Raw genomic sequence first — 24,513 nt, forward strand, 5'->3', positions numbered from 1 at the left:
ATCCGCCGATGAGCACTCCGTCCGACCTCGCCGATCGCCTCGGACTCGCGCCCGGAGCGCGGGCGATCATCCTCAACGCCGACGACTTCGGCATGTGCCACGCGGCCAACACGGCCATCGTCGACCTGCTCACCGCCGGACGCATCGACTCGACCACGGTGATGGTGCCGTGCGCCTGGTCGCCGGAGGCGCTCGCATTCGCCGCGTCCCGCACCGACCTCGACGTCGGCGTGCACCTCGTCCTCACCAGTGAGTGGACCCGCTACCGCTGGCGCCCCCTGACCGGCACCGCGACCACGCTCGTCGACGCCGACGGCTTCTTCCCCGCCGACGTCGCCGTCGTCGAACGCACCGCAGACGAAGCGGAGGTGGCAGCCGAGCTCGCCGCCCAGGTGCAGGCGGCGCTCGACGCCGGCGTCGACGTGACCCACCTCGACAACCACATGGGGTCGGTCTACGGCCTCCTCACCGGACGGGACTTCCTCCGGCCGGTGTTCGAGCTGGCCGCACGCCACGGGCTCCCGTTCCGTCTTCCGCGCATCATGGACGGGGTCGGTGCGGATGCCGCGCTGCAGGCCACCCTCCACGACGCGGCCGCCGCGGCCGACGCAGTCGGCGTCGAGATCATCGACCGGCTGTGGAGTCACCCGTTCGCGCTGCTCGGCGAGGGCACCCCCGCGGAGGAGACCTACGAGCAGGTGCGCGACGGCTTCATCGCCCTGCTGCGCGCCGTGCCCGCCGGCGTGACCGAGATCTACCTGCACCCGATGGTCGACGACGACGAACTGCGCGCGGCCGTCGACTACGGCGCGACGAAACGCGGCTACGAACTCCGACTGCTCGCCGATCCGGTCGTCCTGCAGGCGATCGAGGACGAAGCGCTCGTGCGGATCGGCTGGCGGGACCTGCGCGACCTGCAGCGGAGCAGCATCCGATGACGTCAGCGGGCGAGGGGGCAGGCCGCGGGCTGCGCGAACATCTCCGCGATCGGCGGCTGGACACCGCACCGTCGCGGGCGCAGTCGATCGCCTTCGGAGCATCCGGGTTCCCGACCCAGCTGATGGCGCAGACGTTCTCGGCGTTCATCGTCTACTTCTACGTGTCGCATCTCGCGGTGCCGGCGGGCTGGGTGGCGGTCGCGATGATCGCGCACGGCATCCTGAACGCGGTACTCAATCCCGTCATCGGCGCACTCTCCGACCGGCTGCGCACGCCGTGGGGCCGGCGCATCCCGTGGATCGGTCTCGGCATCGTGCCCCTGGTCGTCGCGTTCGCGCTGGTCTGGATGCCGCCCGAGTTGCCGTCCGCGGGTCTCATCGTCTGGTTCCTCGTGGTCGTCGCCGTCTACGACGTCGCCTTCGTGGTGGTGGTGCTCAACATCTCGGCGCTGTTCCCCGAGATCTTCCGCACCACAGAGGAGCGCTCCCGCGGCAATGTGCCGCGGCAGATCTTCGCGATCCTCGGCATCGTGCTGGGAACTGCGGGCGCGCCCGCGCTCTACGACTCGATCGGCTGGCCCGGCATGGCGCTGGTGCTCGGCGGCGTCTGCCTGGCGCTGTTGGTCTGGTCGTTCCTCGGCGGCATGATCGAGCGTCGCGTGCCCGAGGCGGCATCCGGGGACACTCCCGCGACGATGCGGTGGCGCGATCAGCTGAGCTACACGTTCCGCAACCGAGCGTTCGTCCCCTATGTGCTGGGTTCGTTGTTCGTGCAGACCGCGGTGGCCGTGATCCTCGCCGCGATCCCGTTCTATGTGCGCTACTCGCTGGGCGCCGCCGAGGGGGAGGGCAGTCTGCTGCTCGGCGCGATCTTCGTCACCGCGGTCCCGTCGATCGTGCTGTGGAGCGCGGTCGTGCGGCGCACCAGCCCGCGGACCGCACTGCTGTGGAGCGTGGCCGTGTTCGGTGTCGCCGTGCTCGGCTACCTGGCGCCGTCGACCGTGCTCGGCGCCGCTCTGGTCGGGGTGGCGGTGGGTGTCGGTGTCGGCGGGCTGCTGCAGCTGCTCGAGGTGATGCTCGCGCAGATCATCGATGCGGATGCTGCGCGCACGGGCCACCGTCGGGAGGGCGCCTACTTCGGGGTGAACGGCTTCGTGGTGCGCGGTTCGGTCGTGCTGCAGGCGATCGTGGCTGCCTGGGTGCTGACGGCATCCGGTTTCGACGCCGCGCTCGGCGATGCCCAGCCGGATTCCGTCGACGGCGGCATCCGTCTGATGCTCGCGGTGATCCCGCTGGGTTTCACCGCTCTCGCCTGGCTCTGCTTCTTCCTCTACCCCATCCGCACCCCCGACGCCTGACCCCCGCCCCGCCCCCGCGGCGATCGCACGCAGCCGGCGAGCGCAGCGAGCCGCTGCCTCCCTCCTTTGCCACACACCCCGGGGGAGTCGCACTCGACCGGAGCGTCGGGTGAGGGGATCGCGCCGATGCCGAGCATCGGGGAGGGGACCCGCTTGCGGGGAGGGGCGCCCCGCTCTGCGAGCAGCGGCGCGATCCCCTCACCCGCCCCCGAGATAAACCCCAAGACCCAGCCCCAGCCCCAGACCCAGCCTCAAGAAGCCAGACGCCGAGCCTCCCACCCCGTCCGAACCATCGAATCCACCGAATACCGCATCTTCCAATCGAGGTCCCGTGCCGCGAGCACTCCGGTGGCGACGATGCGGTCGGGGTCGCCGGGGCGGCGCGGGCCGATCTCGGGGGTGAAGTCGATGCCGGTGACGCGGGCGACGGCATCCATGATCTGCTTCACGCTGAGGCCGTCGCCGGAGCCGAGGTTGTAGGCGGGTTCGATGGGCTGTCCGCCGGCGAGGCGCTGGGCGGCTGCGACGTGCGCGGCGGCGATGTCGCCGACGTGCACGTAGTCGCGCACGTTCGTGCCGTCTTCGGTGGCGTAGTCGTCGCCGAAGATCTTCGGGGTCTTGCCGGCGATGAGGGCTTCGAACACGATCGGGAAGAGGTTGTGCGGGCTGACGTCGTAGACGGTCGGATCGGCGGATCCGACGACGTTGAAGTAGCGCAGCGAGGTGTGCCGGAGCGGATGCTCGGAGTCGGCGGTCGCGATGCCCTGGTCGCGAAGCAGCCATTCGCCGATGAGCTTGGATTCGCCGTAGGGGCTGGCGGGGCGCTTGGCGGTGTCCTCTTCGACGAGTGCCACGTCGGGGGTGCCGAAGACCGCGGCCGACGAGGAGAACACGATGTTCGCGACGCCGGCGGCTTCCATCGCCTCGAGGATGATGCGGGTGCCCTCGACGTTCTGCGCGTAGGTGTGCAGCGGACGCTGCACCGAGACGCCGGCGTACTTGAAGCCGGCGACGTGGATCACGCCCTCGGCGTCGTGCTCCCGGAGGGTCTTCTCGACGAGGTCGCGGTCGAGGATGCTGCCCTGCACGAACGGCACGCCCTCCGGCACGAACGACGCGACTCCGCTGGAGAGGTCGTCGAGCACGACCGGGGTGAGACCGGCTTCTGCGAGGGCCCGCACGACGTGGGCTCCGATGTAGCCGGCGCCGCCGGTGACGATCCAGGACATGTCATTCCTCTCCTGCCGCGGGGTGCCGCGGCTCGGTCACTCATTCTTTCAGGCGCCGCGGGCTCCGCCGGATCGGCTCAGTCGTCGCGGTCAGGCGTCGCGGTGCGCCCCGGCCGACGGCGTGACCGTGAACAGGTTCGGCGCCGTGAACCCGGATGCCGCGAACGCGGCGTTGACCGCCTCGGACACCGCCTCGACGGCATCCGCTTCGATCAGCGCGATCGCCGCTCCACCGAAGCCGCCCCCGGTCATCCGAGCGCCCAGGGCACCCGCGGCGAGTGCGACATCGACCGCGGTGTCGAGCTCGGGGACCGAGATCTCGAAGTCGTCGCGCATCGACGCGTGCGAGGCGACGAGCAGGTCGCCGATCGCCCGTGCGCCCTGTTCGCGGACGACCCGCACGGTGTCGAGCACGCGCTGATTCTCGGTGACGACGTGGCGCACGCGCCGGAACGTCACGTCGTCCATGAGTTCCTCCGCGCGCGGGAGATCGCCGACGGAGACGTCGCGCAGCGATGCGACGCCCATGATCTCGGCGCCGAGCTCGCAGGACGCCCGCCGCTCGCGGTAGCCGCCCGTGGAGTGCGCGTGCGTGACCTGTGTGTCCATCACGAGGATCGCGAGCCCGGCCTCAGCGATGCCGAGCGGTACGAGCTGCGTCTCGAGCGAGCGGCAGTCCAGGAAGATCGCCGCATCCGGCTCGCCCAGCATCGACGCCATCTGGTCCATGATCCCGGTCGGCGCGCCGACGGCCTCGTTCTCGGCACGACGGCCGATGCGGGCGAGCGCGGTGCGGTCGAGGCCGGCATCCCAGAGGTCGTTCAGGGCGGATGCCGCGGCCCCCTCGATCGCGGCAGAGGAGGAGAGTCCCGCGCCGACCAGCACGTCCGAGGCGATCGCGATGTCGATGCCGCGGACGGAGTGCCCGGCGCCGTCGGTGCTCGCGAGCGCCTGGCGGAGCGCCCACGCCACACCGAGCGGGTACGCCGCCCACTCCGGCACGGCCGGCTCTTCGCCGGTCGAGGTGGGGAACAGCTCGTCGAGCTCGTCGAGCGCGACCTCGACCGGCTCCGCGGCGAACGTCGACGCGACGCGCACCCGTCCACGGTCGTCGTCGCGGAGGCCGACGGCCGCGACCGTGCGGTGCGGGATCGCGAACGGCAGCACGAAGCCGTCGTTGTAGTCGGTGTGCTCGCCGATGAGGTTCACTCGCCCGGGGGACGACCACAGTCCATCGGGCTCGCGGCCGGTGAGGTCGCGGAACAGGGCGCTCGCGGTGTCCTGCGTGCGGGTCATGCGGACTCCTCCTCGCCCGTCGACAGGCTCATGGACCCATCCGCGTCGGCGCGCTCGATCGCTTCTCGGATGCGGGCGGCGCCCTGCTCGGGGGTGACCTCGGCGGCCCAGGCCCCCATCGCGGCCTCGGAGCCGGCGAGGAACTTCAGCTTGTCGGCGGCCCGCCGCGGACTGGTGAGCTGCAGGTGCATTCGCACGGTGTCGCGGCCGACGTTGACCGGAGCCTGGTGCCACGCGGCGATGTAGGGCGTCGGGGTGTCATACAGCGCATCGACCCCGCGCAGCAGGCGCAGGTAGAGGGGGGCGAGCTCGTCGCGCTCGGCATCCGTCGTCGCCGCGAAGTCGGGAACGTGACGGTGCGGCATCAGGTGAACCTCCAGGGGCCAGCGCGCGGCGAACGGCACGAACGCGGTCCAGTGCTCGCCGCGGAACACGACACGCTCCGACGCCTGCTCGAACTCGAGGATGCGCTGGAACAGGTCGGGAGCCGTGCGGTCGATGGATTCGAGCAGCCGGGTCGTGCGCGGCGTGACGTAGGGGTAGGCGTAGATCTGGCCGTGCGGATGCGGGAGCGTGACGCCGATCGCCTCGCCGCGGTTCTCGAACGGGAAGATCTGCTCGATGCCGGGCAGCTGCGAGATCACGGCCGTGCGGTCGGCCCATGCCTCGATCACGGTGCGGGCCCGGGTGACCGACTGCGTGCCGAAGGACCCGGAGTGCTCGGGGCTGAAGCAGACGACCTCGCAGCGGCCGACCGAGGTACGGGTGCGTCCGAGTCCGAGGGCGGCGAGATCGTCGAGGCCGCGCGGTGGATTCGACGCCGCGGGGGCCGTGCCGAGAGCCTCGGCGAGTGCGGGACCGAACGCGGGAGAGCGGTTCTCGAACACGGCGACGTCGTAGCGCGACGGCACCTCGGAGGGGTTGTCGGGCGTCTGCGGGGCGAGCGGGTCGGCCGAGGCGCTGGGCATCATGACGCGGTTCTGCCGGTTGGCGGCCACGGTGATCCAGTCTCCGGTGAGCACGTCGAGGCGCATGGTCGCGGTGTCGGGTCGCGCGGCGAGCCAGCGGGCGTCGACGGCGCGCTCGGCGCCCAGTTCGGTGCCGGGGTCGTCGTAGTAGATGAGGTCGCGGCCGTCGGCCAGGGTGGTGGCGCGCTTGACGACACCGGCGCCGAGGGACTCCGTGCACAACTCCGCAAGATTTTCCGTGTTCACGTAAACATGGTACGCACAGAGCCGTGGTAACGTCAACATTCCTGAGTTGTGCACGCGCGTGACTTGTGCACGCGCGTGAGTGGTGAACGGAGAATGCGGATGACCGACCGCCGTGTCTCGATGGCCATGGTCGCGTCGCGCGCCGGCGTCTCCGGGCAGACCGTCTCCCGCGTGGTCAACGACAGCCCCCGCGTCGACCCCGCCACCCGGACCCGCGTCGAGCAGGCGATGGCCGACCTCGGCTACCGTCCGCACCGTGCCGCCCGCGCCCTGCGCACCGGACGATCGCACACCATCGGACTCGTCGTGACGACGCTCGCGACCGTCGGAAACTCGAGGATGCTCCAGGCCACGGCCGAGGCGGCGGCCGAGCGCGGCTACGCCCTCACCGTCGTGACCGCGGCCGAGGGGGTCGCGGCGGCGTTCGAGCGCCTCGCCGAACAGGAGGTCGACGGCGCGATCGTCCTGAACGAGGCGTCGGCCCAGGTATCGGCACAGGAGCGCCCGACGGGCCTGCGGCTCGTGGTGGTCGACGCGCCGTCGGATGCCGGTCTCGCGACCGTGCACAGCGACCACCGGGGCGGCGCGGCTGCGGCTACCGCTCGCCTGCTCGAGCTGGGCCACGCCACCGTTCATCACCTCGCCGGGCCCGCGGACTCGTATGCCGCGAACGAGCGCGAACGCGGCTGGCGCGAGACGCTCGCCGCGGCCGGCATCGATGCGCCCGAGGTCGTCCGCGGCGACTGGTCCGCCGATGCCGGGTTCGCGGCCGGCGTCGCCCTGGCCGCAGCATCCGCCGTGTTCTGCGCCAACGATCAGATGGCGCTGGGGCTGCTGCGCGCGCTCGCCGAGGCCGGCCGCCGGGTTCCGGAGGACGTGGGCGTGATCGGGTTCGACGACGTGCCGGATGCCGCGAACTATCGGCCGCCACTGACCACCATCCGCCAGGACTTCACGACGCTCGCCCACCGCGCAGTCGGCGCGCTGGTCGCGGACATCGAGGGGGCGGATGCCGCGGCATCCCACACCGCGGTGATCCCCACGCTGCTCGTCGAACGCGACAGCACGACGCGGCATTGAGAGGCGAGGTCTCGCGGCGCAGAGGCTGTTCCGCTGGCCGAGCGATGCATGCGTATGCCAAACTGCGGACATGGCTGACCGCATCCTGACCACGCACGTGGGATCCCTGCCGCGCAGCGGCGCCGTCACGGACCTGGTGTTCGCGCAGGAACGCGGTGAATCGATCGACCAGGCGGAGTTCGACGCCGTGATCGGTGCGGCGGTCGACGAGGTCGTCGCCCGCCAGGTAGCCGCGGGGATCGATCTCGTCGCCGACGGGGAGATGTCGAAGATCTCCTATGCGACCTACGTCAAAGACCGCATCACCGGATTCGACGGCGACAGCCCGCGCACCCCGCCGGCCGACCTGGAGGACTTCCCCGGCTTCCTCCGGCGCCAGGCGTCGAGCGGCGGCACCCCGACCTACCGCCGCCCCTGCTGCGTCGGCCCGGTCGCGCCGAAGACACAGGCCCCTCTCGAGGCGGATCTGCGGCACCTCCAGTCGGCCGTCGAGCGGCATCATCCCGCCGGAGCGTTCATGAACTCGGCTGCGCCGGGCGTGATCGCGCTCTTCCAGCCCGACCAGTACTACGGCGACCACGATGCCTACCTCGAGGCCCTCGCCGAGGCGATGCGACCCGAATACGAGGCCATCGTCGAGGCCGGATTCATCCTGCAGCTCGACAGCCCCGATCTCGGGCTCGGTCGCCACATGACGTACAAGGACCGCACCGACGCGGAGTACCTCACCCTCATCGAGAGCCACGTCGAAGTGCTCAATCATGCGCTGCGGAACGTGCCGGCCGACCGGGTGCGCCTGCATGTCTGCTGGGGCAACTACGAAGGCCCGCACCACCGCGACATCGAGATGCGCACGATTCTCCCGGTCCTCGTGAAGGCGAAGCCGCGGGGGCTGCTGTTCGAGGCATCCAACCCCCGCCATCAGCACGACTGGCAGGCGTTCCGTGAGCACGCGGACATCGTGCCGGACGACCTCGTGCTGATCCCCGGAGTGATCGACTCGACGACGAACTTCATCGAGCATCCCGAGGTCGTCGCGCAGCGCATCGCCGCATTCACGGATCTCGTCGGCTCTGACCGCGTGATCGCCGGGGCTGATTGCGGGTTCTCGACCTTCGCCGGGTTCGGCGCCGTCGACCCGGACATCGTCTTCGCGAAGCTCGAGACGCTCGTGGCCGGGGCTGAGCTGGCCAGCTCCCGGCTGTAGCTTCCGCTTGCACCGTGACTAGGTTCATGTCATGATCTCGGAAAGCGCTTACCCACACGGTCGGAGCGCACCCGCTTCCCGAGATCGGACCAGCCATGACGCAGACCCCCACCCGCGAGATCGGGATCATCATGAACGGCGTCTCCGGACGCATGGGCTACCGGCAGCACCTGGTGCGGTCGATCCTCGCGATCCGCGACGAGGGCGGCATCGAACTGCCGGACGGCTCGCGCATCACGGTCAAGCCGATCCTCGTCGGCCGCAGCGAGGCCAAGCTCGCCGAGCTCGCCGCGAAGCACGGCATCGACGACTACACGACCGATCTCGACGCGGCCCTCGCCGACCCGCGGTGGGAGATCTACGCCGACTTCCTCGTGACCCAGGCCCGCGCCTCCGCCATCCGCAAGGCGATCGCCGCCGGCAAGGCGATCTACACCGAGAAGCCCACCGCCGAGTCGCTCGAGGAGGCGCTGGAACTCGCCCGTCTCGCCGAGAGCGCCGGCGTCAAGACCGGCGTCGTGCACGACAAGCTCTACCTCCCCGGCCTGCAGAAGCTCAAGCGCCTGATCGACTCCGGATTCTTCGGCCGCATCCTCTCGGTGCGCGGCGAGTTCGGCTACTGGGTGTTCGAGGGGGACTGGCAGCCCGCGCAGCGGCCGAGCTGGAACTACCGCACCGAAGACGGCGGCGGCATCATCACCGACATGTTCCCGCACTGGAACTACGTGCTCGAGAACCTGTTCGGCGAGGTGAAGAGCGTCTATGCGCAGGCCGCCGTGCACATCGCCGACCGCTGGGACGAGAAGGGCGAGCACTACACCGCCACGGCCGAGGACGCCGCGTACGGCATCTTCGAGATCGAGGGCGGCATCATCGCCGAGATCAACTCCTCGTGGACCGTGCGCGTGAACCGCGACGAGCTCGTCGAGTTCCAGGTCGACGGCACGCACGGCTCCGCCGTGGTCGGGCTCTTCGGCGCGAAGATCCAGCCGCGCAACGCCACGCCCAAGCCGGTGTGGAACCCCGATCTGGAGGACACTCGCGACTACGACGCCGACTGGCAGCAGGTGCCGACCAACGACGTGTTCCTCAACGGCTTCCGCCAGCAGTGGGAGGAGTACCTCGTCTCCTATGTGGAGGGCACCGACTACCCGTTCGACCTGCTGGCCGGCGCGCGCGGCGTGCAGTTCGCCGAGGCCGGCCTGACCTCCAGCGCCGAGGGCCGCAAGGTCGTGCTGTCGGCACTGAGCCTGGACTGACGCGATGACCACCTTGCGACTCCTCGCCGCCGACGGGACGGTGACGGATGCTGCGCTGAACGCCGGCGGATCCTTCACCCGTCCGGCATCCGCTCTGCGGAGTCGCGTGGCCTACGCGGCCGCGCACGTCGTACCGAAGGTGCACGCCGACAACACCCCGGGGCAGCCCGCCGACATCGACTGGGATTCGACGCTCGCCTTCCGGCGGAACGTGTACTCCTGGGGTCTCGGCGTCGCCGATGCCATGGACACCGCGCAGCGGAACATGGGGTTGGATGCCGCGGCCACCCGCGAGCTGATCGCGCGCAGCGCCGAGGTCGCCCGCGAAGAGGGCGGCTCGGTCGTGGTCGGCGTCAACACCGATCACCTGACCGAGACGCACGTCTCGCTCGACCAGGTGATCGACGCCTACAAGGAGCAGCTGCACTTCACCGAGGAGCAGGGCGCCGGCCCGGTGCTGATGGCGTCACGCCACCTGGCCAGGGTCGCGACGAGTGCCGATGACTACCGTCGTGTGTACCGATCCGTATTGGAATCGGCGACGGTTCCCGTCGTCCTGCACTGGCTCGGAACGGCATTCGACCCGGAGCTCGCCGGCTATTTCGGCGCAGACGACTGGCAGACGGCATCCGGAGTCCTGCTCGACGTGATCGCCGAGAACCCGGGCAAGGTCGCAGGCGTGAAGATGAGCCTGTTGAACGCGGAGTCCGAGATCTCGGTGCGCGAGAGCCTCCCGGAGGGCGTGCGCATGTTCACCGGCGACGACTTCAACTACGTCAGCCTCATCGGCGGCGACGCCCTTGCGCCGGTTCCTGAGCGAGCGGAGCGAGACGAAGGGCACTCCGACGCCCTGCTCGGCGCCTTCGCCGCGCTCACGCCGGTTGCCTCCGCCGCGATCCAGGCGCTCGACGACGGCGATCCTTCCCGTTACCTCGAGATCCTCGGCCCGACCGAGGAGCTCAGCCGGCAGATCTTCGCGGCGCCGACCTTCTACTACAAGACCGGCGTCGCGTTCCTGTTCTGGCTGAACGGGCATCAGCCGGCGTTCCAGATGGTCGGCGGCCTGCACTCCGCGCGCAGCCTCCCGCATCTGAGTCGCATCGTCGGGCTCGCCAACGCCTCGCTCGCGCTGGAAGACCCGGAGCTCGCCCGAGAGCGCTGGCACGGGATGCTGCGGCTGAACGGGGTCGACGCATGACCCTTCGGCAGGCTCAGGGACCGGATCAGAGACTCTCGATCAACCAGGCGACCATCAAGTACGCCGGCCTCGCGACCGCCCTCCGGGTGACGGCGGATGCCGGCATCCCGGCCATCGGCCTCTGGCGCGAGCCGGTGAACGAGGTCGGCCTCGATGTCGCCGCGCGGATGCTGCAGGACTCCGGTCTGCGTTTCACCACGCACTGCCGCGGCGGGTTCTTCACGCTGCCCGAGGGACCGGAGCGGGTCGCGGCCCTCGACGACAACCGACGGGCGATCGAGGAGACCGCGACGCTGGCCGCGGCCGGGGCCGAGGGCTCGACCGCCGTGCTGGTGCTCGTCGCGGGCGGACTGCCCGAGGTGTCGCGCGACCTGATCGGTGCGCGCGAGCGCGTGCGCGATGCGATCGGCGCGTTGGCTCCCGACGCGAAGGCCGCCGGTGTGACGCTGGCGATCGAGCCGCTGCATCCGATGTACGCGTCCGATCGGGCCGTGGTCTCGACGCTCGGCCAGGCGCTCGACATCGCGGCCGACTTCGAGCCGCATGTCGTCGGAGCCGCCGTCGACACGTTCCACATCTGGTGGGATCCGCAGGTGCTCGACCAGATCGCCCGCGCCGGGCGCGAAGGGCGGATCGCGACGTATCAGGTGTGCGATTGGAAGACTCCGCTCGCGGCGGACGTGCTGCTGTCGCGCCACTACCCCGGGGAGGGCGTGATCGACTTCGGCTCGCTGACGCGCGCCGTCCTGGAGACCGGCTACGACCGCGACATCGAGGTCGAGCTGTTCAACGCCGACATCTGGGCGGATGCTCCGGACGACGTCGTACGCCGCACCGCCGTGTCGTTCGCGTCGGCGATCTCGCCGCACCTGCGCTGACGGGGGTGACTCCGTAGGCTGGACTCCGAATCGGCCGGCGCCTGGGGCGGACAGGTCGCGAGGGGGAACGGGGTCCGATGATCGAGAACGGCGGCGTCGAACCGACGGCGGAATCCGCGACGGCATCGGAGGAGACGACGGCGCCAGGCGCCACGGGCACCGTCACGATCTACGATGTCGCGCGGCTGGCAGGAGTGAACCCGTCCACCGTGTCCCGGGCGCTGAACCGTCCGGGGCGGGTCAGCGCGGCGACGGAGGCCCGCATCCGCGCCGCCGCCGATGCGCTGGACTATCGCGTGAATCCCATGGCCAGGGCACTGCCGACGGGGCGTACCTCGATCGTCGGCCTCGTCGTGTCGGACATCACCAATCCGGTGTTCTTCGACGTGATCCGCGGCGCGGAGGCCGCTGCCACCCGGGCCGACTACACGCTGGTGCTCTCGGAGTCCGAGGAATCGGAACAGCGCGAGTTCGAGAATGCGGAGCGGATGCTGCGCATGGTCGACGGCCTGCTTCTCGCCACGCCCCGTATCTCCGCCGATCTCGTGCGCGCGCTGGCTCGACGCAAGCCGGTCGCGGTCGTGAATCGGATCGTCGACGACGTCGTCTCGGTCGTGCCCGACGCGGAGCACGGCATAGCCGAAGCGGTGGAACACCTGCGCGGTCTCGGGCACAGGCGGATCGCCTACCTGCCCGGTCCGGCGCTGTCCTGGATGGGCCACCATCGGGGAGAACTCCTCGCGCAGCAGTGCCACGCCGCGCACATCGAGCTGATGCGCCTCGACCCGGTGGCGCCGACCATCGCCGGAGGGCGCAGCGCGGCGGAGCAGGTCCGCGCCGGCGGTGCGACAGCCGTCGTCGCCTACAACGACCTGATCGCCATCGGCCTCATGCAGGAGCTCGTCGCCGCCGGCATCCGCATCCCCGCCGACCTCAGCGTCGTCGGCTTCGACGACATCTTCGGCGCCGACTTCACCTCGCCGCCGCTCACGACCATCCGGTCGCCGCTCCGTGAAGCCGGCGACCACGCCATGCGCGAGCTGCTCGGGCGCGTGACCGCGTCCGCGGGCCCCGACGATTGCTTCGACCTCTCCACGACGCTCATCGTGCGCGCATCCACCGGCGCAGCAGCCGGCTGACGGGCCTCGATCGCGCTGTCGAACGGGCCGTCGATCAGGCCGTCGAACAGGCTGTTGAACAGGCTGTCGAACACGCGGCCGGTCGGGCCGCTCTGCGCCGCTATGCTCGGGGCATGGACTCGCCGGAAAGCCCTTCCCTCGCGCGCCGAGCACGTCCCGAGCGGACGTCCGCTCCGACCCTCGACGATGTGGCACGCGAGGCCGGTGTCTCGCTCGCGACCGCGTCGCGGGTGTTGAACGGATCGGATCGCAAGGTCGCCGAGTCGTTCCGGGAGCGCGTGGAGACGGCGGCCGCCGACCTCGGATACACCGCCAACGTCTCCGCGCAGGCGACCGCTCGCGGCACGTCACCCGTGATCGCGCTGCTGGTCGCCGACATCGCCGACCCCTACTTCGGCCTGATCGCGTCGGGGGTCGCCCGAGGTGCGGACGAGCACGGACTTGTCGTCACGATCGCGATCACCGAGCGGGATGCCGCACGCGAGGCGCGGATCGTGCGCGCCCTGCGGGGTCAGCGTCCGCGCGGCCTGATCCTCGCCGCGTCGCGCACCGAGGAGCCGATGGAGGCCGACACCGCCCGGGAGCTCGCCGAGTACACGCGCCGGGGCGGCCGGACCGTCTCGTTCGGGCCGTCCGCCGGTGGAGGTCGGCAGGTCGAGATCGACAATCGCGGCGGTGCCAGGGAGCTGGGCCGCCGCCTGGCGCAGCACGGATATCGGGTCGCCCTCGCGATCGGCGCCGCGGAGGGCGTGCGCACGTCGGATGAGCGTCTCGCGGGTTTCCGGGAGGGGTTCGAAGCGGCGGGCGGCCGGCTCGAACGGGTGCTGCGCGGGGACTTCCGCCGCGAATCGGGCAGGACGGCGATGACAGAGGCTCTCGCCGACGGAGTGGAGAGGGGCACGCTGGTGTTCGGGATCAGCGATGTGGTGGCCATCGGAGCGATGTCGGCGATCCGGGATGCCGGCCGGGAGATCGGCGCCGACATCGCGGTGTGCGGGTTCGACGATGTGCCGTCGAGCACGGATGTCACCCCTGCGCTCACGAGCGTGCGCGTGCCCCTGACGGAGGTCGGATACCAGGCGTTCCGGGCGACGGTCGATGCGGACTGGGAGCAGCCTCCGCTTCCGCTCCACGTGGTCGTGCGAGAGAGCACCCCGGAGGTGGCGGCATGACCCGCGTCGTGCTGGCACCGGACAGCTTCAAGGGGACCATCACCGCGGCGGATGCCGCGACGGCGCTCGAAGCGGGGTGGGCCGCGGTCGACCCGGACGCGGAGTTCGTGCACCGTCCGATGGCCGACGGCGGCGAGGGCACCGTCGCGGCCTTCGAAGCGGCTGTCGCGGGGGCGCGGCGCATGCCGGTCACGGTCGACGGTCCGGCCGGTCGGCCGATCGAATCCTCCTGGCTGCTCCTTCCGGCATCCGCCGACGCGCCGGCGGGGACCGCGGTGATCGATCTCGCCTCGACCTCCGGCATCGAACTGCTCGACGCACTCCGGCCCTGGGATGCCGACACCACGGGATTCGGTCAGGCGATCGCGGCCGCCCTCGACCACGGGGTCTCGAGGGTCGTCGTCGGGATCGGGTCGAGCGGATCGACCGACGGCGGCACCGGGATGCTGGCGGCGCTGGGCGCCCGATTCCTCGATGCGTCGGGCGAACCGGTCGCACGGGGAGCCCGCGGCCTCGACGACCTCGTGTCCGTCGACCTCACCGGCCTGCGCGCGGCGCCGGAGGTGCGGGTGCTGACCGACGTCACCAACCCCCTGGTCGGTCCGCGCGGAGCATCCGCCGTCTTCGGCCCGCAGAAGGGCCTGAACTCGGTCACCGCCATCACGCGCGCCGACGCCGGGCTCACACGTCTCGCCGGGCTGCTCGGCCTCGATGCCGGCCAGCCGGGCACGGGGGCGGCGGGCGGCACCGGCGGCGCACTCGTCGTGTGGGGTGGAGTGCTCGCCCCCGGGGCCGCCGAGGTGGCCGAGTTGATCGGGTTGGCGGATGCGATCGCCGATGCCGATGTGGTCGTCACCGGCGAAGGTTCTTACGACGGGCAGTCCGGCGACGGCAAGGTCCCCTCGTTCATCGCCGGACTCGCTGCGGATGCGGGGGCTCACGCGATGTTGGCCGCGGGACGCATCACCACCGACTCCGACGCGAGCCTGTTCGCGGCATCCGCCTCGCTCACCGAGCTCGCGGGGTCGCCGGAGTCCGCACTCGCCGAGCCCGCCCGCTGGCTGCGCGAGGCCGGCGCGGCGCTGGCGCGGGCATCACGCCCCGGTCGCTGAGTGAGCCAGCGCGACGACCGGGACGGGTGTCTCCGCCGATCTCAGCCGATCTCAGCCACCGAGCGCCGCCGACACGACCGCGCGGGCCTCGGCCTGCACCTCGGCGAGGTGCTCGGGGCCGCGCAGGCTCTCGGCGTACAGCTTGTAGACGTCTTCGGTGCCCGACGGGCGCGCCGCGAACCAGGCGTGCTCGGTCTGCACCTTGAGGCCGCCGATCGCCGCGCCGTTGCCGGGGGCATGCGACAGCTTCGCCGTGATCTCCTCGCCGGCGAGGGTCGTCGCGGTGACGGCATCCGGCGACAGCTTGCCGAGGGTCGACTTCTGCTCGGGCGTGGCCGGAGCATCCACGCGCTGGTAGGCCGACGATCCGAAGGCCTGCTCGAGCTCGGCGTAGCGCTCCGACGGGGTCTTGCCCGTCACCGCGATGATCTCGGCGGCGAGCAGGCAGAGCAGGATGCCGTCCTTGTCGGTCGACCAGACCGAGCCGTCGTGCCGCAGGAACGACGCACCGGCGGATTCCTCGCCGCCGAACGCGACCGAGCCGTCGAGCAGCCCCGGCACGAACCACTTGAACCCGACGGGCACCTCCAGCAGGCGGCGGCCGAGCGACTCCGCGACGCGGTCGATGATCATCGACGACACGAGGGTCTTGCCGATCGCGGCATCCCGCGGCCACTGGTCGCGATGCGAGAACAGGTAGTCGATCGCGACGGCGAGGTAGTGGTTCGGGTTCATCAGACCGGCATCCGGGGTGACGATGCCGTGCCGGTCGGCGTCGGCGTCGTTCCCGGTGAGCACGTCGTAGTCGCCCTTCTTGGAGACCAGCGAGGCCATCGCCGACGGGGAGGACGGATCCATCCGGATCTTCTCGTCCCAGTCGAGGGTCATGAAGCGCCAGGTCGGATCGACCTCGGGGTTCACGACGGTCAGGTCGAGGTCGTGCATCTCTTTGATCAGCGCCCAGTACTCGACGGATGCTCCGCCCAGAGGATCCGCCCCGATGCGCACGCCGGCGCGGCGGATGGCGTCGATGTCGATGATCGTGGGGAGGTCGCGCACGTAGGCGTCGCGGAAGTCGTAGCCCGTGATCGCATCCCAGTCGACGTCGGCGAAGCGTTCGCGCTGCACCCCTTCGAGCCCGTTCGCGATGAGCTCGTTGGCGCGGTCGGCGATCCAGCCCGTGGCATCCGTGTCGGCCGGTCCGCCGTGCGGCGGGTTGTACTTGAAGCCGCCGTCCCGCGGCGGGTTGTGCGAGGGGGTGACGACGATGCCGTCGGCGCGACCGGCATTGCCCTCGCTGGTTCCCTCCGTGGATCCCTGAGCCTGTCGAAGAGCCCGGTTGTAGGTGAGGATCGCGTGGCTGAGGGCCGGGGTCGGCACGTACGAATCGCGGGAGTCCACCCGCACGTCGACGCCGTTCGCGAGCAGCACCTCGATGGCGCTCCGCTCGGCCGGCAGCGAGAGGGCGTGGGTGTCACGGCCGAGGAAGAGCGGGCCGGTGATTCCCTGCGAGTTCCGGTAATCGACGATCGCCTGGGTGGTGGCGAGGATGTGCGTCTCGTTGAAGCTGCTCGTGAGCGAGGAGCCGCGGTGGCCGCTGGTTCCGAAGACCACGCGTTCGGCGGCGACTCCCGGATCCGGCACGCGGTCGTAGTAGGCGGCGATCAGCTCGTCGACGTCGATCAGGTCAGTTTCCTCCGCGGGGAGGCCGGCACGGCTCGTCATCCCCTCAGTCTGCCCCCTGTTCCCGGGGATCGCATCCGTCTTGACATCCGAATCGCGGGGGAGTCGTCGAGGGCTAAGGTGAAACGCGTGACTGAACGCCGCACCTACAGCTATCTCGGCCCTGCCGGCACCTTCACGGAGGCGGCTCTCGACCAGGTCGCCGAGGCCAGAGGGCAGGTCTGGCGCCCGGTGCACAACGTCGGCGAGGCTCTGTCGGACGTGCTCGAGGGGCGCAGCGACGCGGCGATGATCGCGATCGAGAACTCGATCGAGGGCGGCGTCTCCACCACGCAGGATGCCCTCGCGACGCTGCCGGGACTGCGCATCATCGGCGAGTATCTGGTGCGGGTGAACTTCGTGCTCGTGGCTCCCCGCGGCACCACCCTGGATGAGGTGCAGGTGATCGCGGCGCATCCGGTCGCGTATGCGCAGTGCCACGGCTGGCTCGGCGATCACGTGCCGTCGCACTCGCACGTGCCGGCGGCGAGCAATGTCGCGTCGGCGATCGGCGTGCTCGACGGCACGCTGCCCGCCCAGGCCGCGATCGCGGCGCCGGGCATCGTGAAGCACTACGACGTCGAGGTGCTGGCGGAGGACATCGGCGACAACGCGCAGGCCGTGACCCGCTTCGTGCTGGTCACCCGCACGACCACCCCGCCCGCGCCGACCGGCGCCGACAAGACCTCGTTGATCGTCGAGCTGCCGCACGACCACCCCGGTTCGCTGCTGGAGATGCTCGAGCAGTTCTCCACCCGCGGCATCAACCTGTCGCTGATCGAGTCCCGTCCGATCGGCGACGAGCTCGGCCGCTACCGCTTCGTCATCGACGCCGACGGGCACATCGAGCACGAGCGGATGGCCGACGCACTGCTCGGCATCCGTCGTTTCAGCCCTCGCGTGGTCTTCCTCGGCTCCTACCCGCGCGCGGACCGGCAGATCGTGCAGTACCCCGATCGCTACTCCGACGAGATCTTCGTCGAGGCGCGCGACTGGCTGCGCGGCATCCTCTCCGGCGAACCGGAGGACTGAGCCCCTCGCGCGCAGCGCGCGGCGCCGGGGGCTCGGGCCTCTCGGTCAGTGCTCTTGGAACCGGGGCCACGCACTGCCGGGCGACATATGGGAATGCAAGGCGCCCTTGGCCGAAGCGAGGTTCGGGTAGGTGCCGGTCACGGCATCCGATCCCGCCATCGTGACGACATAGCCGCCTTCATCATGACGGATGCTGCCGACCACGCCGTTGGGTCCGTAGGCCACCCAGAGGGCGAGCGTCTTGGTGGTGCTCATCGTCGAACTCCTTCCACTGCAGACCCGGCAGCTGCACCGCCGGTGTTCTGGTGGTGACGCTACGCCTCGCGTACGGCCGACGCCAGGGCTTGACAGCGCGTGGATCGGCGTTTCGCGCCTCTCAGGGTGCTCTCGATCAGAGTGCGGCGGCGATGAGCTCCAGTGTCTGGGCGCGACCGGTGGCGGTGTCCTTCGGTTCGGACTCGTAGGATGCCGCGACGGGGGAGAGCATGACCTCCTCGACCCCGTACTTGGCGGCGAACGAGCGGAGCTCTGCGGCGACGGACTCGCCGGTGCCGACGAACCAGCGGGAACGCGCGGCCTCGGTGACCTGGTCGGTCGCGGCATCCGTCTCGGCGGCGAGTGCCTGCTCCACGGTGTCGAGGGCGACGAGAGGCTGGTTGAGGCGCAAGCGGGCCATCATGCGCAGCTGGGGCAGCGCGCGAGCTTCGGCCTCTTCCGCGGTCGGGGCGGCGACCGCGTTCACGGTCAGGAAGGTGCGGGGCTCCGGGTGCTCCTCGCTCGGCTGGTATCCGGTGCGGTAGAGGTCGAGCGCGCGCTCGAGGCCCTGCCCGGAGAAATGGTTCGCGAAGACGTAGGGCAGGCCGTGGGATGCGGCGAGCTGGGCGGAGTAGTCGCTCGACCCGAGCAGCCAGACCTCCGGGGTGCCGGTGGCGGCGGGCGTCGCGCGCACCGTGTACTCGCCGCCCGAGGTGAACCGCAGCGTCGCTCCGTCGCCGGAGACCAGCGCGGCGATGTCCTGCACGTGGCGGGGGAACTGCTCGACGTCGCTCGATGTGCCCGCCTGGCGCAGCAGCTGCGTGATCACCGGGTCACTGCCGGGTGCGCGTCCGAGACCGAGGTCGATGCGTCCGGGCGCGATGGCCTCGAGCGCGGCGAACTGCTCGGCGACGATCAGCGGTGCGTGGTTCGGCAGCATGACACCACCCGAGCCCAGCCGGATCTGCGCGGTGCGCATGGCCGCCGCGGCGATCAGCACGGGCGGAGTGGTGGATGCCACGGCCGGCATGTTGTGGTGCTCGGCGAACCAGTAGCGGCGGTAGCCGAGACGATCGGCGGTGGCGGCGAGGTCGAGCGAGGAGGAGATGGCCTCGGCACTGGTCTGGCCGGAGCGGACCGGGACGAGATCGAGGACGGAGAGAGCGATATCGGACATCGATGGATGCAACAGGCCGGCCGCGTCGGGAATTCCCCGAGGATGTCGGATTGACCCGGGGTTTCTCGTCAGCGCGGTGCGTGCTCTCCTCGAAGATTTTCGATCTCGTCCCGATTGACGGCCGCGGCCCGCTCGAGCAGATCCGTCGCGAAGGCCAGCTCCGTGTCGTCGAGGGTGTCGAGATACTCGCCCCATCGCGCCGCGACCCGACCGTAGACGTCGCCCACGCGCGCGAACACGGCCTCCGGTACAGCCGCGACGAGCACGCGTCGGCGATCTTCCGCGTCGCGCGACCGCGACACGTATCCGCCGCGCTCCAGCCGGTCGACCGCGGCCGTGATCGCCCCGCCGGCAGTGAGGCCCGCGCGCCGGGCCAGCTCGCCCGGGGTGGTCGGCCCTTCGCTCATGAGAAGCCCGACGAGTTGCAGGTCGGTGCCGTTGAGGCCGCCGGAGCGCGCCACCGCCTCCTGGAACAGCACGGCACGCGCCATGAACTCCCGCATCGCGGCGCCATGGCGCTCGAGCGCATCGGATCGGCTTGACGGGGATTCGGCCATCGAATACTCTCTCTAATATAGAGAGACTCTATTTCAGAGACTCTCGACGTCTGTTTCCAGAATAGGGGAGATGCCATGCCCAAGGCGCTCATCATCGGCAGTGGGGTCGCGGGAACCGCCACGGCACTGCTTCTCGCGCGGCAGGGGTGGGAGTGCGAGATCTTCGAGGCGCGGGCGGAGCACGCGTCCGACGGCGGCCTGTTCCTCAACGTCGCAACCAACGGCCTCGCGGTGCTCGAGCAACTCGGACTGCAGGAACGCCTGCGGGAAGACGCGCACCGCTGCCCGCACATGGAGATGTACAGCGGCCGCGGAACCCTCCTGGGTGTCGTGCCGAACGGACCGGCCGGAGATCCCGACCGGGGGAGCGCCGTCGTGCGCCGAGCGTGGCTGAACCAGGTGCTGCGTGAGGCTGTGGCAGAAGCCGACATCCCTCTCACGCTCGGCGCGCGCCTGCAGGACGTCCACGAGGAGCCGGGGACCGTGACCGCCCTGTTCGCGGACGGCAGGACAGCCGAGGCCGACATCCTGATCGGCGCGGACGGCGTCGGTTCCCCCACCCGTCGCTGGATCGATGGCGACGCTCCTGAGCCGGAGTACAGCGGGCTCGTCAGCATCGGCGGCATGGCCAGGGTGCCCGGTGTCGCGCCGACACCGCTGACGCAGCGGATGGTCTTCGGTGCCCGCTCGTTCTTCGGATACCTGGTGCGCGACGACGGGACGGTCCTCTGGTTCGCGAACGTCACCGAACCAGAGCGGGATCGCTCGAGCTTCCGCGCGATCCCGTTGGAGACCTGGCTGCAGCGCCTGCGGGACCTGCACTCCGACGATCCGTCTCCTGTGCCCGAGATCCTCGACCACGTTGAGGGAGAAATCGGCGCCTACCCTCTCTACGACCTGGTGCATGTGCCGCGGTGGCATCGAGGTCGAGTGGTGGCGGTCGGCGATGCCGTGCACGCGACCTCGCCCAGCGCGGGGCAGGGGGCATCCCTCGCTCTGGAAGACGCCTTCGTCCTCGCCCGCTGCCTCCACGACGCCGGCGAGCACGTCGCCGCGTTCACGCAGTACCAGGTGCAGCGGCAGCCGCGGGCAGAGGAGGTCGTCCGGTACGCGAGAGCAGTCAACAAGCAGAAGCGTGTGACCCGCTCGCGGCTGGGGCTCGCCCTGCGCGACGCGATGCTGCCGATGTTCCTGCGCAAGGCCTCCTCCGATACGCGCAACAACCACCTCTACCGGGGCGTCGTCGACGAGGCCGCGCGCTAACCTGGCCCGATGGATGCCGAGATCTTCTACGTCCTCGTCGGAGCCGTCGCGGTGGCGGCGGTCGCGCGATGGCGCGGGTGGCCGGCACCGCTCCTCGTCACGGTCGTGGCGCTCGCGGCATCCTTCCTGCCGTTCGTGCCCGAGGTCGACATCGACGGGCACCTGCTGCTGAACCTGGTGCTGCCTCCGCTGCTCTACTCGGCCGCGCTCGACGTCTCGTTCGTCGGCTTCAAACGCAGCCTGCCGCAGATCCGCCGACTCGGCGTCACGCTCGTGCTGCTCACCGCCGTCGCGGTCGGCTTCGTGGCGTGGTGGATCTTCCCCTCGCTCACGCTCCCCGGTGCGCTGCTGCTCGGTGCGATCGTCGCCCCGCCGGATGCCGTCTCCGCAGCCGCGATCGGCCGCAAGCTCGGGCTGCCGCGGCGCATCATGACCGTGCTCTCGGGCGAGAGCCTCATCAACGACGCGACCTCGCTGACGCTGTACCGAGTGTTCGCCGTGATCCTGACCGGCACGGCCGTTTCGGTCGCGGACGGGATCGGGCAGTTCCTGCTCGCGGTCGGGGTCGGCGTCGCGGTCGGCCTCGTGTTCGGCGTGGTCCTGCATCAGCTGCGCATGCGCATCAGCGACCCGGTGGTCATCGGCACGTTCGGGCTGCTGGCGCCCTTCGGCGCCTACGCGATCGCGGAGCACCTGCTCGGCTCCGGCGTGCTGGCCGTCGTGGCGATGGGACTGTTCGTCGGCTTCAACGCCCCGCGCACCGACTACACGACCCGGCAGCAGGAGAAGCCGCTGTGGCTCTCGGCCGATCTGCTGCTGGAGAGCTTCGTGTTCGCCTACATCGGCCTGCAGTTCCCCCGCGTGCTCAGAGACCTGGGCAGCGAGTCGGTGGAGCACATCCTGCTGCTCTCCGGTGCGGTGCTGCTGGTCGTCCTCGTCGTGCGTCCGCTGTACATCTACCCGGTCAGCGCCTGGTCGAACTACCAGGACCGTCGACGTCTCGCGCGTATGGATCGCGGCATCGCGTCGGGTGAGTTCGACAAGCGGCGCGAGAAGTCCGGGCGCTGGCGGCAGTACAGCTCGCAGGAGCTGCGGTCGCAGATCGTCCGGGAGCGGATGGCCGGGCTCCAGCTCACCGCGAAGGACAACGCGATCATCTCCTGGGCGGGGATGCGCGGCGTCGTGACGCTGGCGACCGCGCTCGCCGCCGCCGACCTCGCGGCTCTCGACGAAGAGGCGTCGCACGCGATCGTGGTCGTCGCGTTCATCGTCACGGTCGCGACCCTGCTGCTGCAGGGGCTCACGCTGCCTCTGCTCATCAAGCGCCTCGGCATCGCGAGCGACGTCGATCATGCGGAGGACGAGAAGGCGCTGGCCGCCGTGAAGGAGAAGAGCCGCGAGGCCGGCAAGGCGTACCTCGCCGAGAAGCGCCTCGAGTGGGAGACCAAGCACGGCCACGTCGACATGCCGCTCTTCGACGCGTTCGCGACGCGCATGACCCGGGTAGGGAGAGACACCGACGAGGCGCAGCAGGTGGAGGATGCCGCGAGCCGCCCCTCCTACGACGACCTGGTCGCGCTGTCGCGCGGCTGGCTGCAGGTGCGACGCGAGATCCTGCTCGCGGAGCGCGATGCCGGCAACCTCGATGAGGAGGTCATGCGCGAGCTCCTGACCGCGATGGATGCCGAGGAGCTCGCCCTCGACACCCGCGGAGCCACTCGCCAGCAGGGCCGCGCGTAGCGCCACTCCTCACCCCCAACCCCACCCCATCCAACCCACTCCATTTTGGTGGCCGACACGCCAAGTGTCGGACCGATCCCGGTTTCATGTCCGACATCTGGCGTGTCGGCCCCCGGTGTGTCGGGCCGGAACGCCGAAGCGCCCCGCCCCACGAGGGACGAGGCGCTCCGGGGAAGCGGGATCAGCGGGTGGCGACCGGCTCCTGGGCGGAAGCGGTGTCCGCGTCGGGAGCCTCGTCGGCGTCGGCGTCGGCGTCGGCATCGTCGGCGAAGGGGAGGCCCTCGCGCGGAGCGTTGTAAAGCTCCTCGTTCAGGATGCCCTCCCGCTTCGCCACGATGGTCGGGATCAGCGCCTGTCCTGCGACGTTGACCGCGGTACGGCCCATGTCGAGGATCGGGTCGATCGCGAGCAGCAGGCCGACGCCCTCGAGCGGCAGGCCCAGGGTCGACAGCGTCAGCGTGAGCATGACGATCGCGCCGGTGGTGCCGGCCGTGGCCGCCGAACCGACGACCGAGACGATCACGATCAGCAGGTACTGCACGAAGTTCAGCTCGATGCCGAAGAACTGGGCGACGAAGATCGCGGCGATGGCCGGGTAGATCGCGGCGCATCCGTCCATCTTGGTCGTCGCGCCGAACGGCACGGCGAACGAGGCGTACGAGCGGGGCACGCCGAGGTTCCGCTCGGTGACGCGCTCGGTGAGCGGCAGGGTGCCGATCGACGAGCGGCTGACGAAGGCCAGCTGCACGGCCGGCCACACGCCGGAGAAGTACTGCGTGATCGACAGGCCGTGCGTCTTCACCAGGATCGGGTAGACGACGAAGAGCACGAGCGCGAGACCGATGTAGATCGCGGCGGCGAACCACGCGAGCGACGCCAGCTTCTCCCAGCCGTACTCGACGACGGCGGCGCCGATCAGGCCGAAGGTGCCGAGCGGGGCGATGCGGATGATCCACCACAGCACGCGCTGGATGACCTTGAGCAGCGACTCGGTGAACGCCAGGAACGGCTCGGCCTTCTTGCCGGCCTTGAGCGCGGCGATGCCGACGGCCGCGGCCACCACGATGACCTGCAGGATGTTGAAGCTGATGCTCGAGGTGGCGCTGCCGGTCTCGAGATCGACCTGCGTGCTCGCGCCGAGACCGAGGAAGTTCTGCGGGATGAGGCCCAGCAGGAAGTTCCACCAGGTGCCGACCGTGTACGGCTCACCGGGTGTGAGGCCCTCGCCGGCCTTCGAGCCGGGCTGGATGACCAGGCCGAGCGCGATGCCGATGCTGACCGCGATGAACGCGGTGATCGCGAACCAGAGCAGCGTCTGGCCCGCGAGGCGTGCGGCATTCTGCACACGGCGCAGGTTCGAGATGCTCGCGACGATGGCCGTGAAGATCAGCGGGACGACGGCGGCGCGCAGCAGCGTCACATACGAGCTGCCGATCGTGTCGAGCGTCGCGGACAGTCCGTTGGGGCTGTCCTCCGTGGCGCCGAGCTGGCGCGCGAGCAGGCCGGCGGCGATGCCGAGGACGAGGGCGGCGAGGATCTGGAAGCCGAACGATGTCAGCAGCTTCCGGACCGGACCGCGGGTGTCGGGCGCCTTCTGGGCGCGTGCGGTGGTGCTCATGGTGTGTGGGGAACTCCAGGAATCGCGGCGAGCCGAGTGCGCGCCATAACGCCTAACGCTAGGAGCGCC

General features: G+C 70.4%; 21 protein-coding genes. 13 read left to right on the forward strand and 8 right to left on the reverse strand.

Translation table 11 applies throughout. The features are described 5' to 3' along the window. The first annotated feature begins 8 nt into the window (after nucleotides 1-8). Nucleotides 9-938 carry a polysaccharide deacetylase family protein gene (locus tag QFZ21_RS16145; RefSeq protein WP_307379594.1) on the forward strand — a complete coding sequence of 310 codons (930 nt, stop codon included), beginning with the start codon at nucleotides 9-11 and terminating at the stop codon, nucleotides 936-938. Continuing rightward, nucleotides 935-2,296 carry an MFS transporter gene (locus tag QFZ21_RS16150; RefSeq protein ID WP_307379595.1) on the forward strand — a complete coding sequence of 454 codons (1,362 nt, stop codon included), beginning with the start codon at nucleotides 935-937 and terminating at the stop codon, nucleotides 2,294-2,296. Before QFZ21_RS16145 ends, QFZ21_RS16150 begins: the two co-directional genes overlap by 4 nt. A gap of 251 nt (nucleotides 2,297-2,547) precedes the next feature. On the opposite strand, the gene galE is transcribed toward QFZ21_RS16150, so the two are convergent. From galE to galT, 3 genes are all read right to left on the reverse strand, one after another. Further along, entirely contained in the window at nucleotides 2,548-3,525 is a 978-nt protein-coding gene (galE, locus tag QFZ21_RS16155) for a UDP-glucose 4-epimerase GalE (protein ID WP_307379596.1), read from the reverse strand. A gap of 90 nt (nucleotides 3,526-3,615) precedes the next feature. After that, nucleotides 3,616-4,821 carry a galactokinase gene (gene galK, locus QFZ21_RS16160; protein ID WP_307379598.1) on the reverse strand — a complete coding sequence of 402 codons (1,206 nt, stop codon included), beginning with the start codon at nucleotides 4,819-4,821 and terminating at the stop codon, nucleotides 3,616-3,618. Beyond that, entirely contained in the window at nucleotides 4,818-6,035 is a 1,218-nt protein-coding gene (galT, locus tag QFZ21_RS16165) for a galactose-1-phosphate uridylyltransferase (RefSeq protein WP_307379600.1), read from the reverse strand. The genes galK and galT overlap by 4 nt, the downstream gene beginning before the upstream one ends. A gap of 99 nt (nucleotides 6,036-6,134) precedes the next feature. Here galT and QFZ21_RS16170 point away from each other — a divergent pair, with 99 nt between their 5' ends. From QFZ21_RS16170 to QFZ21_RS16205, 8 genes are all read left to right on the forward strand, one after another. Beyond that, nucleotides 6,135-7,115, forward strand: coding sequence for a LacI family DNA-binding transcriptional regulator (locus tag QFZ21_RS16170; RefSeq protein WP_307379602.1), 981 nt, complete (start codon nucleotides 6,135-6,137; stop codon nucleotides 7,113-7,115). A gap of 70 nt (nucleotides 7,116-7,185) precedes the next feature. Next, on the forward strand, nucleotides 7,186-8,322 hold the full coding sequence (locus QFZ21_RS16175; protein WP_307379604.1) for a cobalamin-independent methionine synthase II family protein: 1,137 nt from the start codon (nucleotides 7,186-7,188) through the stop codon (nucleotides 8,320-8,322). Nucleotides 8,323-8,417: 95 nt separating this feature from the next. Beyond that, nucleotides 8,418-9,581 (forward strand): Gfo/Idh/MocA family protein, encoded by a 1,164-nt coding sequence (locus QFZ21_RS16180; protein WP_307379607.1) that lies wholly within the window; start codon nucleotides 8,418-8,420, stop codon nucleotides 9,579-9,581. Between the two features lie 4 nt (nucleotides 9,582-9,585). Then, nucleotides 9,586-10,779 (forward strand): dihydrodipicolinate synthase family protein, encoded by a 1,194-nt coding sequence (locus tag QFZ21_RS16185; protein WP_307379609.1) that lies wholly within the window; start codon nucleotides 9,586-9,588, stop codon nucleotides 10,777-10,779. Then, the gene (locus QFZ21_RS16190; RefSeq protein WP_307379612.1) at nucleotides 10,776-11,657 is read left to right on the forward strand and encodes a sugar phosphate isomerase/epimerase; all 882 of its coding nucleotides are present in this window, start codon (nucleotides 10,776-10,778) and stop codon (nucleotides 11,655-11,657) included. The genes QFZ21_RS16185 and QFZ21_RS16190 overlap by 4 nt, the downstream gene beginning before the upstream one ends. A 77-nt stretch (nucleotides 11,658-11,734) precedes the next feature. Beyond that, nucleotides 11,735-12,796: a LacI family DNA-binding transcriptional regulator gene (locus tag QFZ21_RS16195; RefSeq protein ID WP_307379614.1), complete on the forward strand. Its 1,062-nt coding sequence runs from the start codon at nucleotides 11,735-11,737 to the stop codon at nucleotides 12,794-12,796. Nucleotides 12,797-12,909: 113 nt separating this feature from the next. Then, nucleotides 12,910-13,968 carry a LacI family DNA-binding transcriptional regulator gene (locus QFZ21_RS16200; RefSeq protein WP_307379617.1) on the forward strand — a complete coding sequence of 353 codons (1,059 nt, stop codon included), beginning with the start codon at nucleotides 12,910-12,912 and terminating at the stop codon, nucleotides 13,966-13,968. Then, complete coding sequence (locus QFZ21_RS16205) at nucleotides 13,965-15,080, forward strand: glycerate kinase (RefSeq protein WP_307379618.1); 1,116 nt, start codon at nucleotides 13,965-13,967, stop codon at nucleotides 15,078-15,080. The genes QFZ21_RS16200 and QFZ21_RS16205 overlap by 4 nt, the downstream gene beginning before the upstream one ends. A gap of 51 nt (nucleotides 15,081-15,131) precedes the next feature. Here QFZ21_RS16205 and pgm read toward each other — a convergent pair whose 3' ends face one another. Beyond that, nucleotides 15,132-16,805 carry a phosphoglucomutase (alpha-D-glucose-1,6-bisphosphate-dependent) gene (gene pgm, locus QFZ21_RS16210; RefSeq protein WP_307379620.1) on the reverse strand — a complete coding sequence of 558 codons (1,674 nt, stop codon included), beginning with the start codon at nucleotides 16,803-16,805 and terminating at the stop codon, nucleotides 15,132-15,134. Between the two features lie 78 nt (nucleotides 16,806-16,883). On the opposite strand from pgm, the gene pheA reads away from it, so the two are divergent. Beyond that, nucleotides 16,884-17,834 carry a prephenate dehydratase gene (pheA, locus tag QFZ21_RS16215; RefSeq protein ID WP_307379623.1) on the forward strand — a complete coding sequence of 317 codons (951 nt, stop codon included), beginning with the start codon at nucleotides 16,884-16,886 and terminating at the stop codon, nucleotides 17,832-17,834. Nucleotides 17,835-17,879: 45 nt separating this feature from the next. Here the strand turns inward: pheA and QFZ21_RS16220 are convergent, their stop codons facing one another. From QFZ21_RS16220 to QFZ21_RS16230, 3 genes are all read right to left on the reverse strand, one after another. Continuing rightward, a complete protein-coding gene (locus QFZ21_RS16220; protein WP_307379626.1) occupies nucleotides 17,880-18,089 on the reverse strand; it encodes a methyltransferase in 210 nt (69 codons plus the stop codon). A gap of 136 nt (nucleotides 18,090-18,225) precedes the next feature. Next, nucleotides 18,226-19,266 carry an LLM class flavin-dependent oxidoreductase gene (locus QFZ21_RS16225; RefSeq protein ID WP_307379628.1) on the reverse strand — a complete coding sequence of 347 codons (1,041 nt, stop codon included), beginning with the start codon at nucleotides 19,264-19,266 and terminating at the stop codon, nucleotides 18,226-18,228. Between the two features lie 68 nt (nucleotides 19,267-19,334). Then, nucleotides 19,335-19,823, reverse strand: a complete 489-nt coding sequence (locus tag QFZ21_RS16230; RefSeq protein ID WP_307379629.1) for a MarR family winged helix-turn-helix transcriptional regulator — start codon at nucleotides 19,821-19,823, stop codon at nucleotides 19,335-19,337. Nucleotides 19,824-19,898: 75 nt separating this feature from the next. On the opposite strand from QFZ21_RS16230, the gene QFZ21_RS16235 reads away from it, so the two are divergent. Beyond that, a complete protein-coding gene (locus tag QFZ21_RS16235) occupies nucleotides 19,899-21,086 on the forward strand; it encodes an NAD(P)/FAD-dependent oxidoreductase (protein WP_307379630.1) in 1,188 nt (395 codons plus the stop codon). A 9-nt stretch (nucleotides 21,087-21,095) separates the two neighbouring features. Further along, nucleotides 21,096-22,826 carry a sodium:proton antiporter gene (locus QFZ21_RS16240; RefSeq protein ID WP_307379631.1) on the forward strand — a complete coding sequence of 577 codons (1,731 nt, stop codon included), beginning with the start codon at nucleotides 21,096-21,098 and terminating at the stop codon, nucleotides 22,824-22,826. Between the two features lie 181 nt (nucleotides 22,827-23,007). Here the strand turns inward: QFZ21_RS16240 and QFZ21_RS16245 are convergent, their stop codons facing one another. Further along, complete coding sequence (locus QFZ21_RS16245) at nucleotides 23,008-24,444, reverse strand: dicarboxylate/amino acid:cation symporter (RefSeq protein WP_307379632.1); 1,437 nt, start codon at nucleotides 24,442-24,444, stop codon at nucleotides 23,008-23,010. Between the last annotated feature and the right edge of the window lie 69 nt (nucleotides 24,445-24,513).

Origin of the sequence: Microbacterium sp. W4I20 (genome assembly GCF_030816505.1) — a bacterium.
GTDB lineage: Bacteria > Actinomycetota > Actinomycetes > Actinomycetales > Microbacteriaceae > Microbacterium.

What these genes read in the sequence shown, in the direction of transcription:
- QFZ21_RS16150 (WP_307379595.1), top strand. Translation starts at nt 935, where the DNA reads ATGACGTCAGCGGGCGAGGGGGCAGGCCGCGGGCTGCGCGAACATCTC.
- QFZ21_RS16225 (WP_307379628.1), bottom strand. Translation starts at nt 19,266, where the DNA reads ATGTCCGATATCGCTCTCTCCGTCCTCGATCTCGTCCCGGTCCGCTCC.
- QFZ21_RS16145 (WP_307379594.1), top strand. Translation starts at nt 9, where the DNA reads ATGAGCACTCCGTCCGACCTCGCCGATCGCCTCGGACTCGCGCCCGGA.
- QFZ21_RS16195 (WP_307379614.1), top strand. Translation starts at nt 11,735, where the DNA reads ATGATCGAGAACGGCGGCGTCGAACCGACGGCGGAATCCGCGACGGCA.
- QFZ21_RS16170 (WP_307379602.1), top strand. Translation starts at nt 6,135, where the DNA reads ATGACCGACCGCCGTGTCTCGATGGCCATGGTCGCGTCGCGCGCCGGC.
- QFZ21_RS16180 (WP_307379607.1), top strand. Translation starts at nt 8,418, where the DNA reads ATGACGCAGACCCCCACCCGCGAGATCGGGATCATCATGAACGGCGTC.
- galK (WP_307379598.1), bottom strand. Translation starts at nt 4,821, where the DNA reads ATGACCCGCACGCAGGACACCGCGAGCGCCCTGTTCCGCGACCTCACC.
- pgm (WP_307379620.1), bottom strand. Translation starts at nt 16,805, where the DNA reads ATGACGAGCCGTGCCGGCCTCCCCGCGGAGGAAACTGACCTGATCGAC.
- galE (WP_307379596.1), bottom strand. Translation starts at nt 3,525, where the DNA reads ATGTCCTGGATCGTCACCGGCGGCGCCGGCTACATCGGAGCCCACGTC.
- QFZ21_RS16205 (WP_307379618.1), top strand. Translation starts at nt 13,965, where the DNA reads ATGACCCGCGTCGTGCTGGCACCGGACAGCTTCAAGGGGACCATCACC.
- QFZ21_RS16175 (WP_307379604.1), top strand. Translation starts at nt 7,186, where the DNA reads ATGGCTGACCGCATCCTGACCACGCACGTGGGATCCCTGCCGCGCAGC.
- QFZ21_RS16190 (WP_307379612.1), top strand. Translation starts at nt 10,776, where the DNA reads ATGACCCTTCGGCAGGCTCAGGGACCGGATCAGAGACTCTCGATCAAC.
- QFZ21_RS16230 (WP_307379629.1), bottom strand. Translation starts at nt 19,823, where the DNA reads ATGGCCGAATCCCCGTCAAGCCGATCCGATGCGCTCGAGCGCCATGGC.
- QFZ21_RS16235 (WP_307379630.1), top strand. Translation starts at nt 19,899, where the DNA reads ATGCCCAAGGCGCTCATCATCGGCAGTGGGGTCGCGGGAACCGCCACG.
- QFZ21_RS16245 (WP_307379632.1), bottom strand. Translation starts at nt 24,444, where the DNA reads ATGAGCACCACCGCACGCGCCCAGAAGGCGCCCGACACCCGCGGTCCG.
- QFZ21_RS16240 (WP_307379631.1), top strand. Translation starts at nt 21,096, where the DNA reads ATGGATGCCGAGATCTTCTACGTCCTCGTCGGAGCCGTCGCGGTGGCG.
- QFZ21_RS16200 (WP_307379617.1), top strand. Translation starts at nt 12,910, where the DNA reads ATGGACTCGCCGGAAAGCCCTTCCCTCGCGCGCCGAGCACGTCCCGAG.
- QFZ21_RS16185 (WP_307379609.1), top strand. Translation starts at nt 9,586, where the DNA reads ATGACCACCTTGCGACTCCTCGCCGCCGACGGGACGGTGACGGATGCT.
- QFZ21_RS16220 (WP_307379626.1), bottom strand. Translation starts at nt 18,089, where the DNA reads ATGAGCACCACCAAGACGCTCGCCCTCTGGGTGGCCTACGGACCCAAC.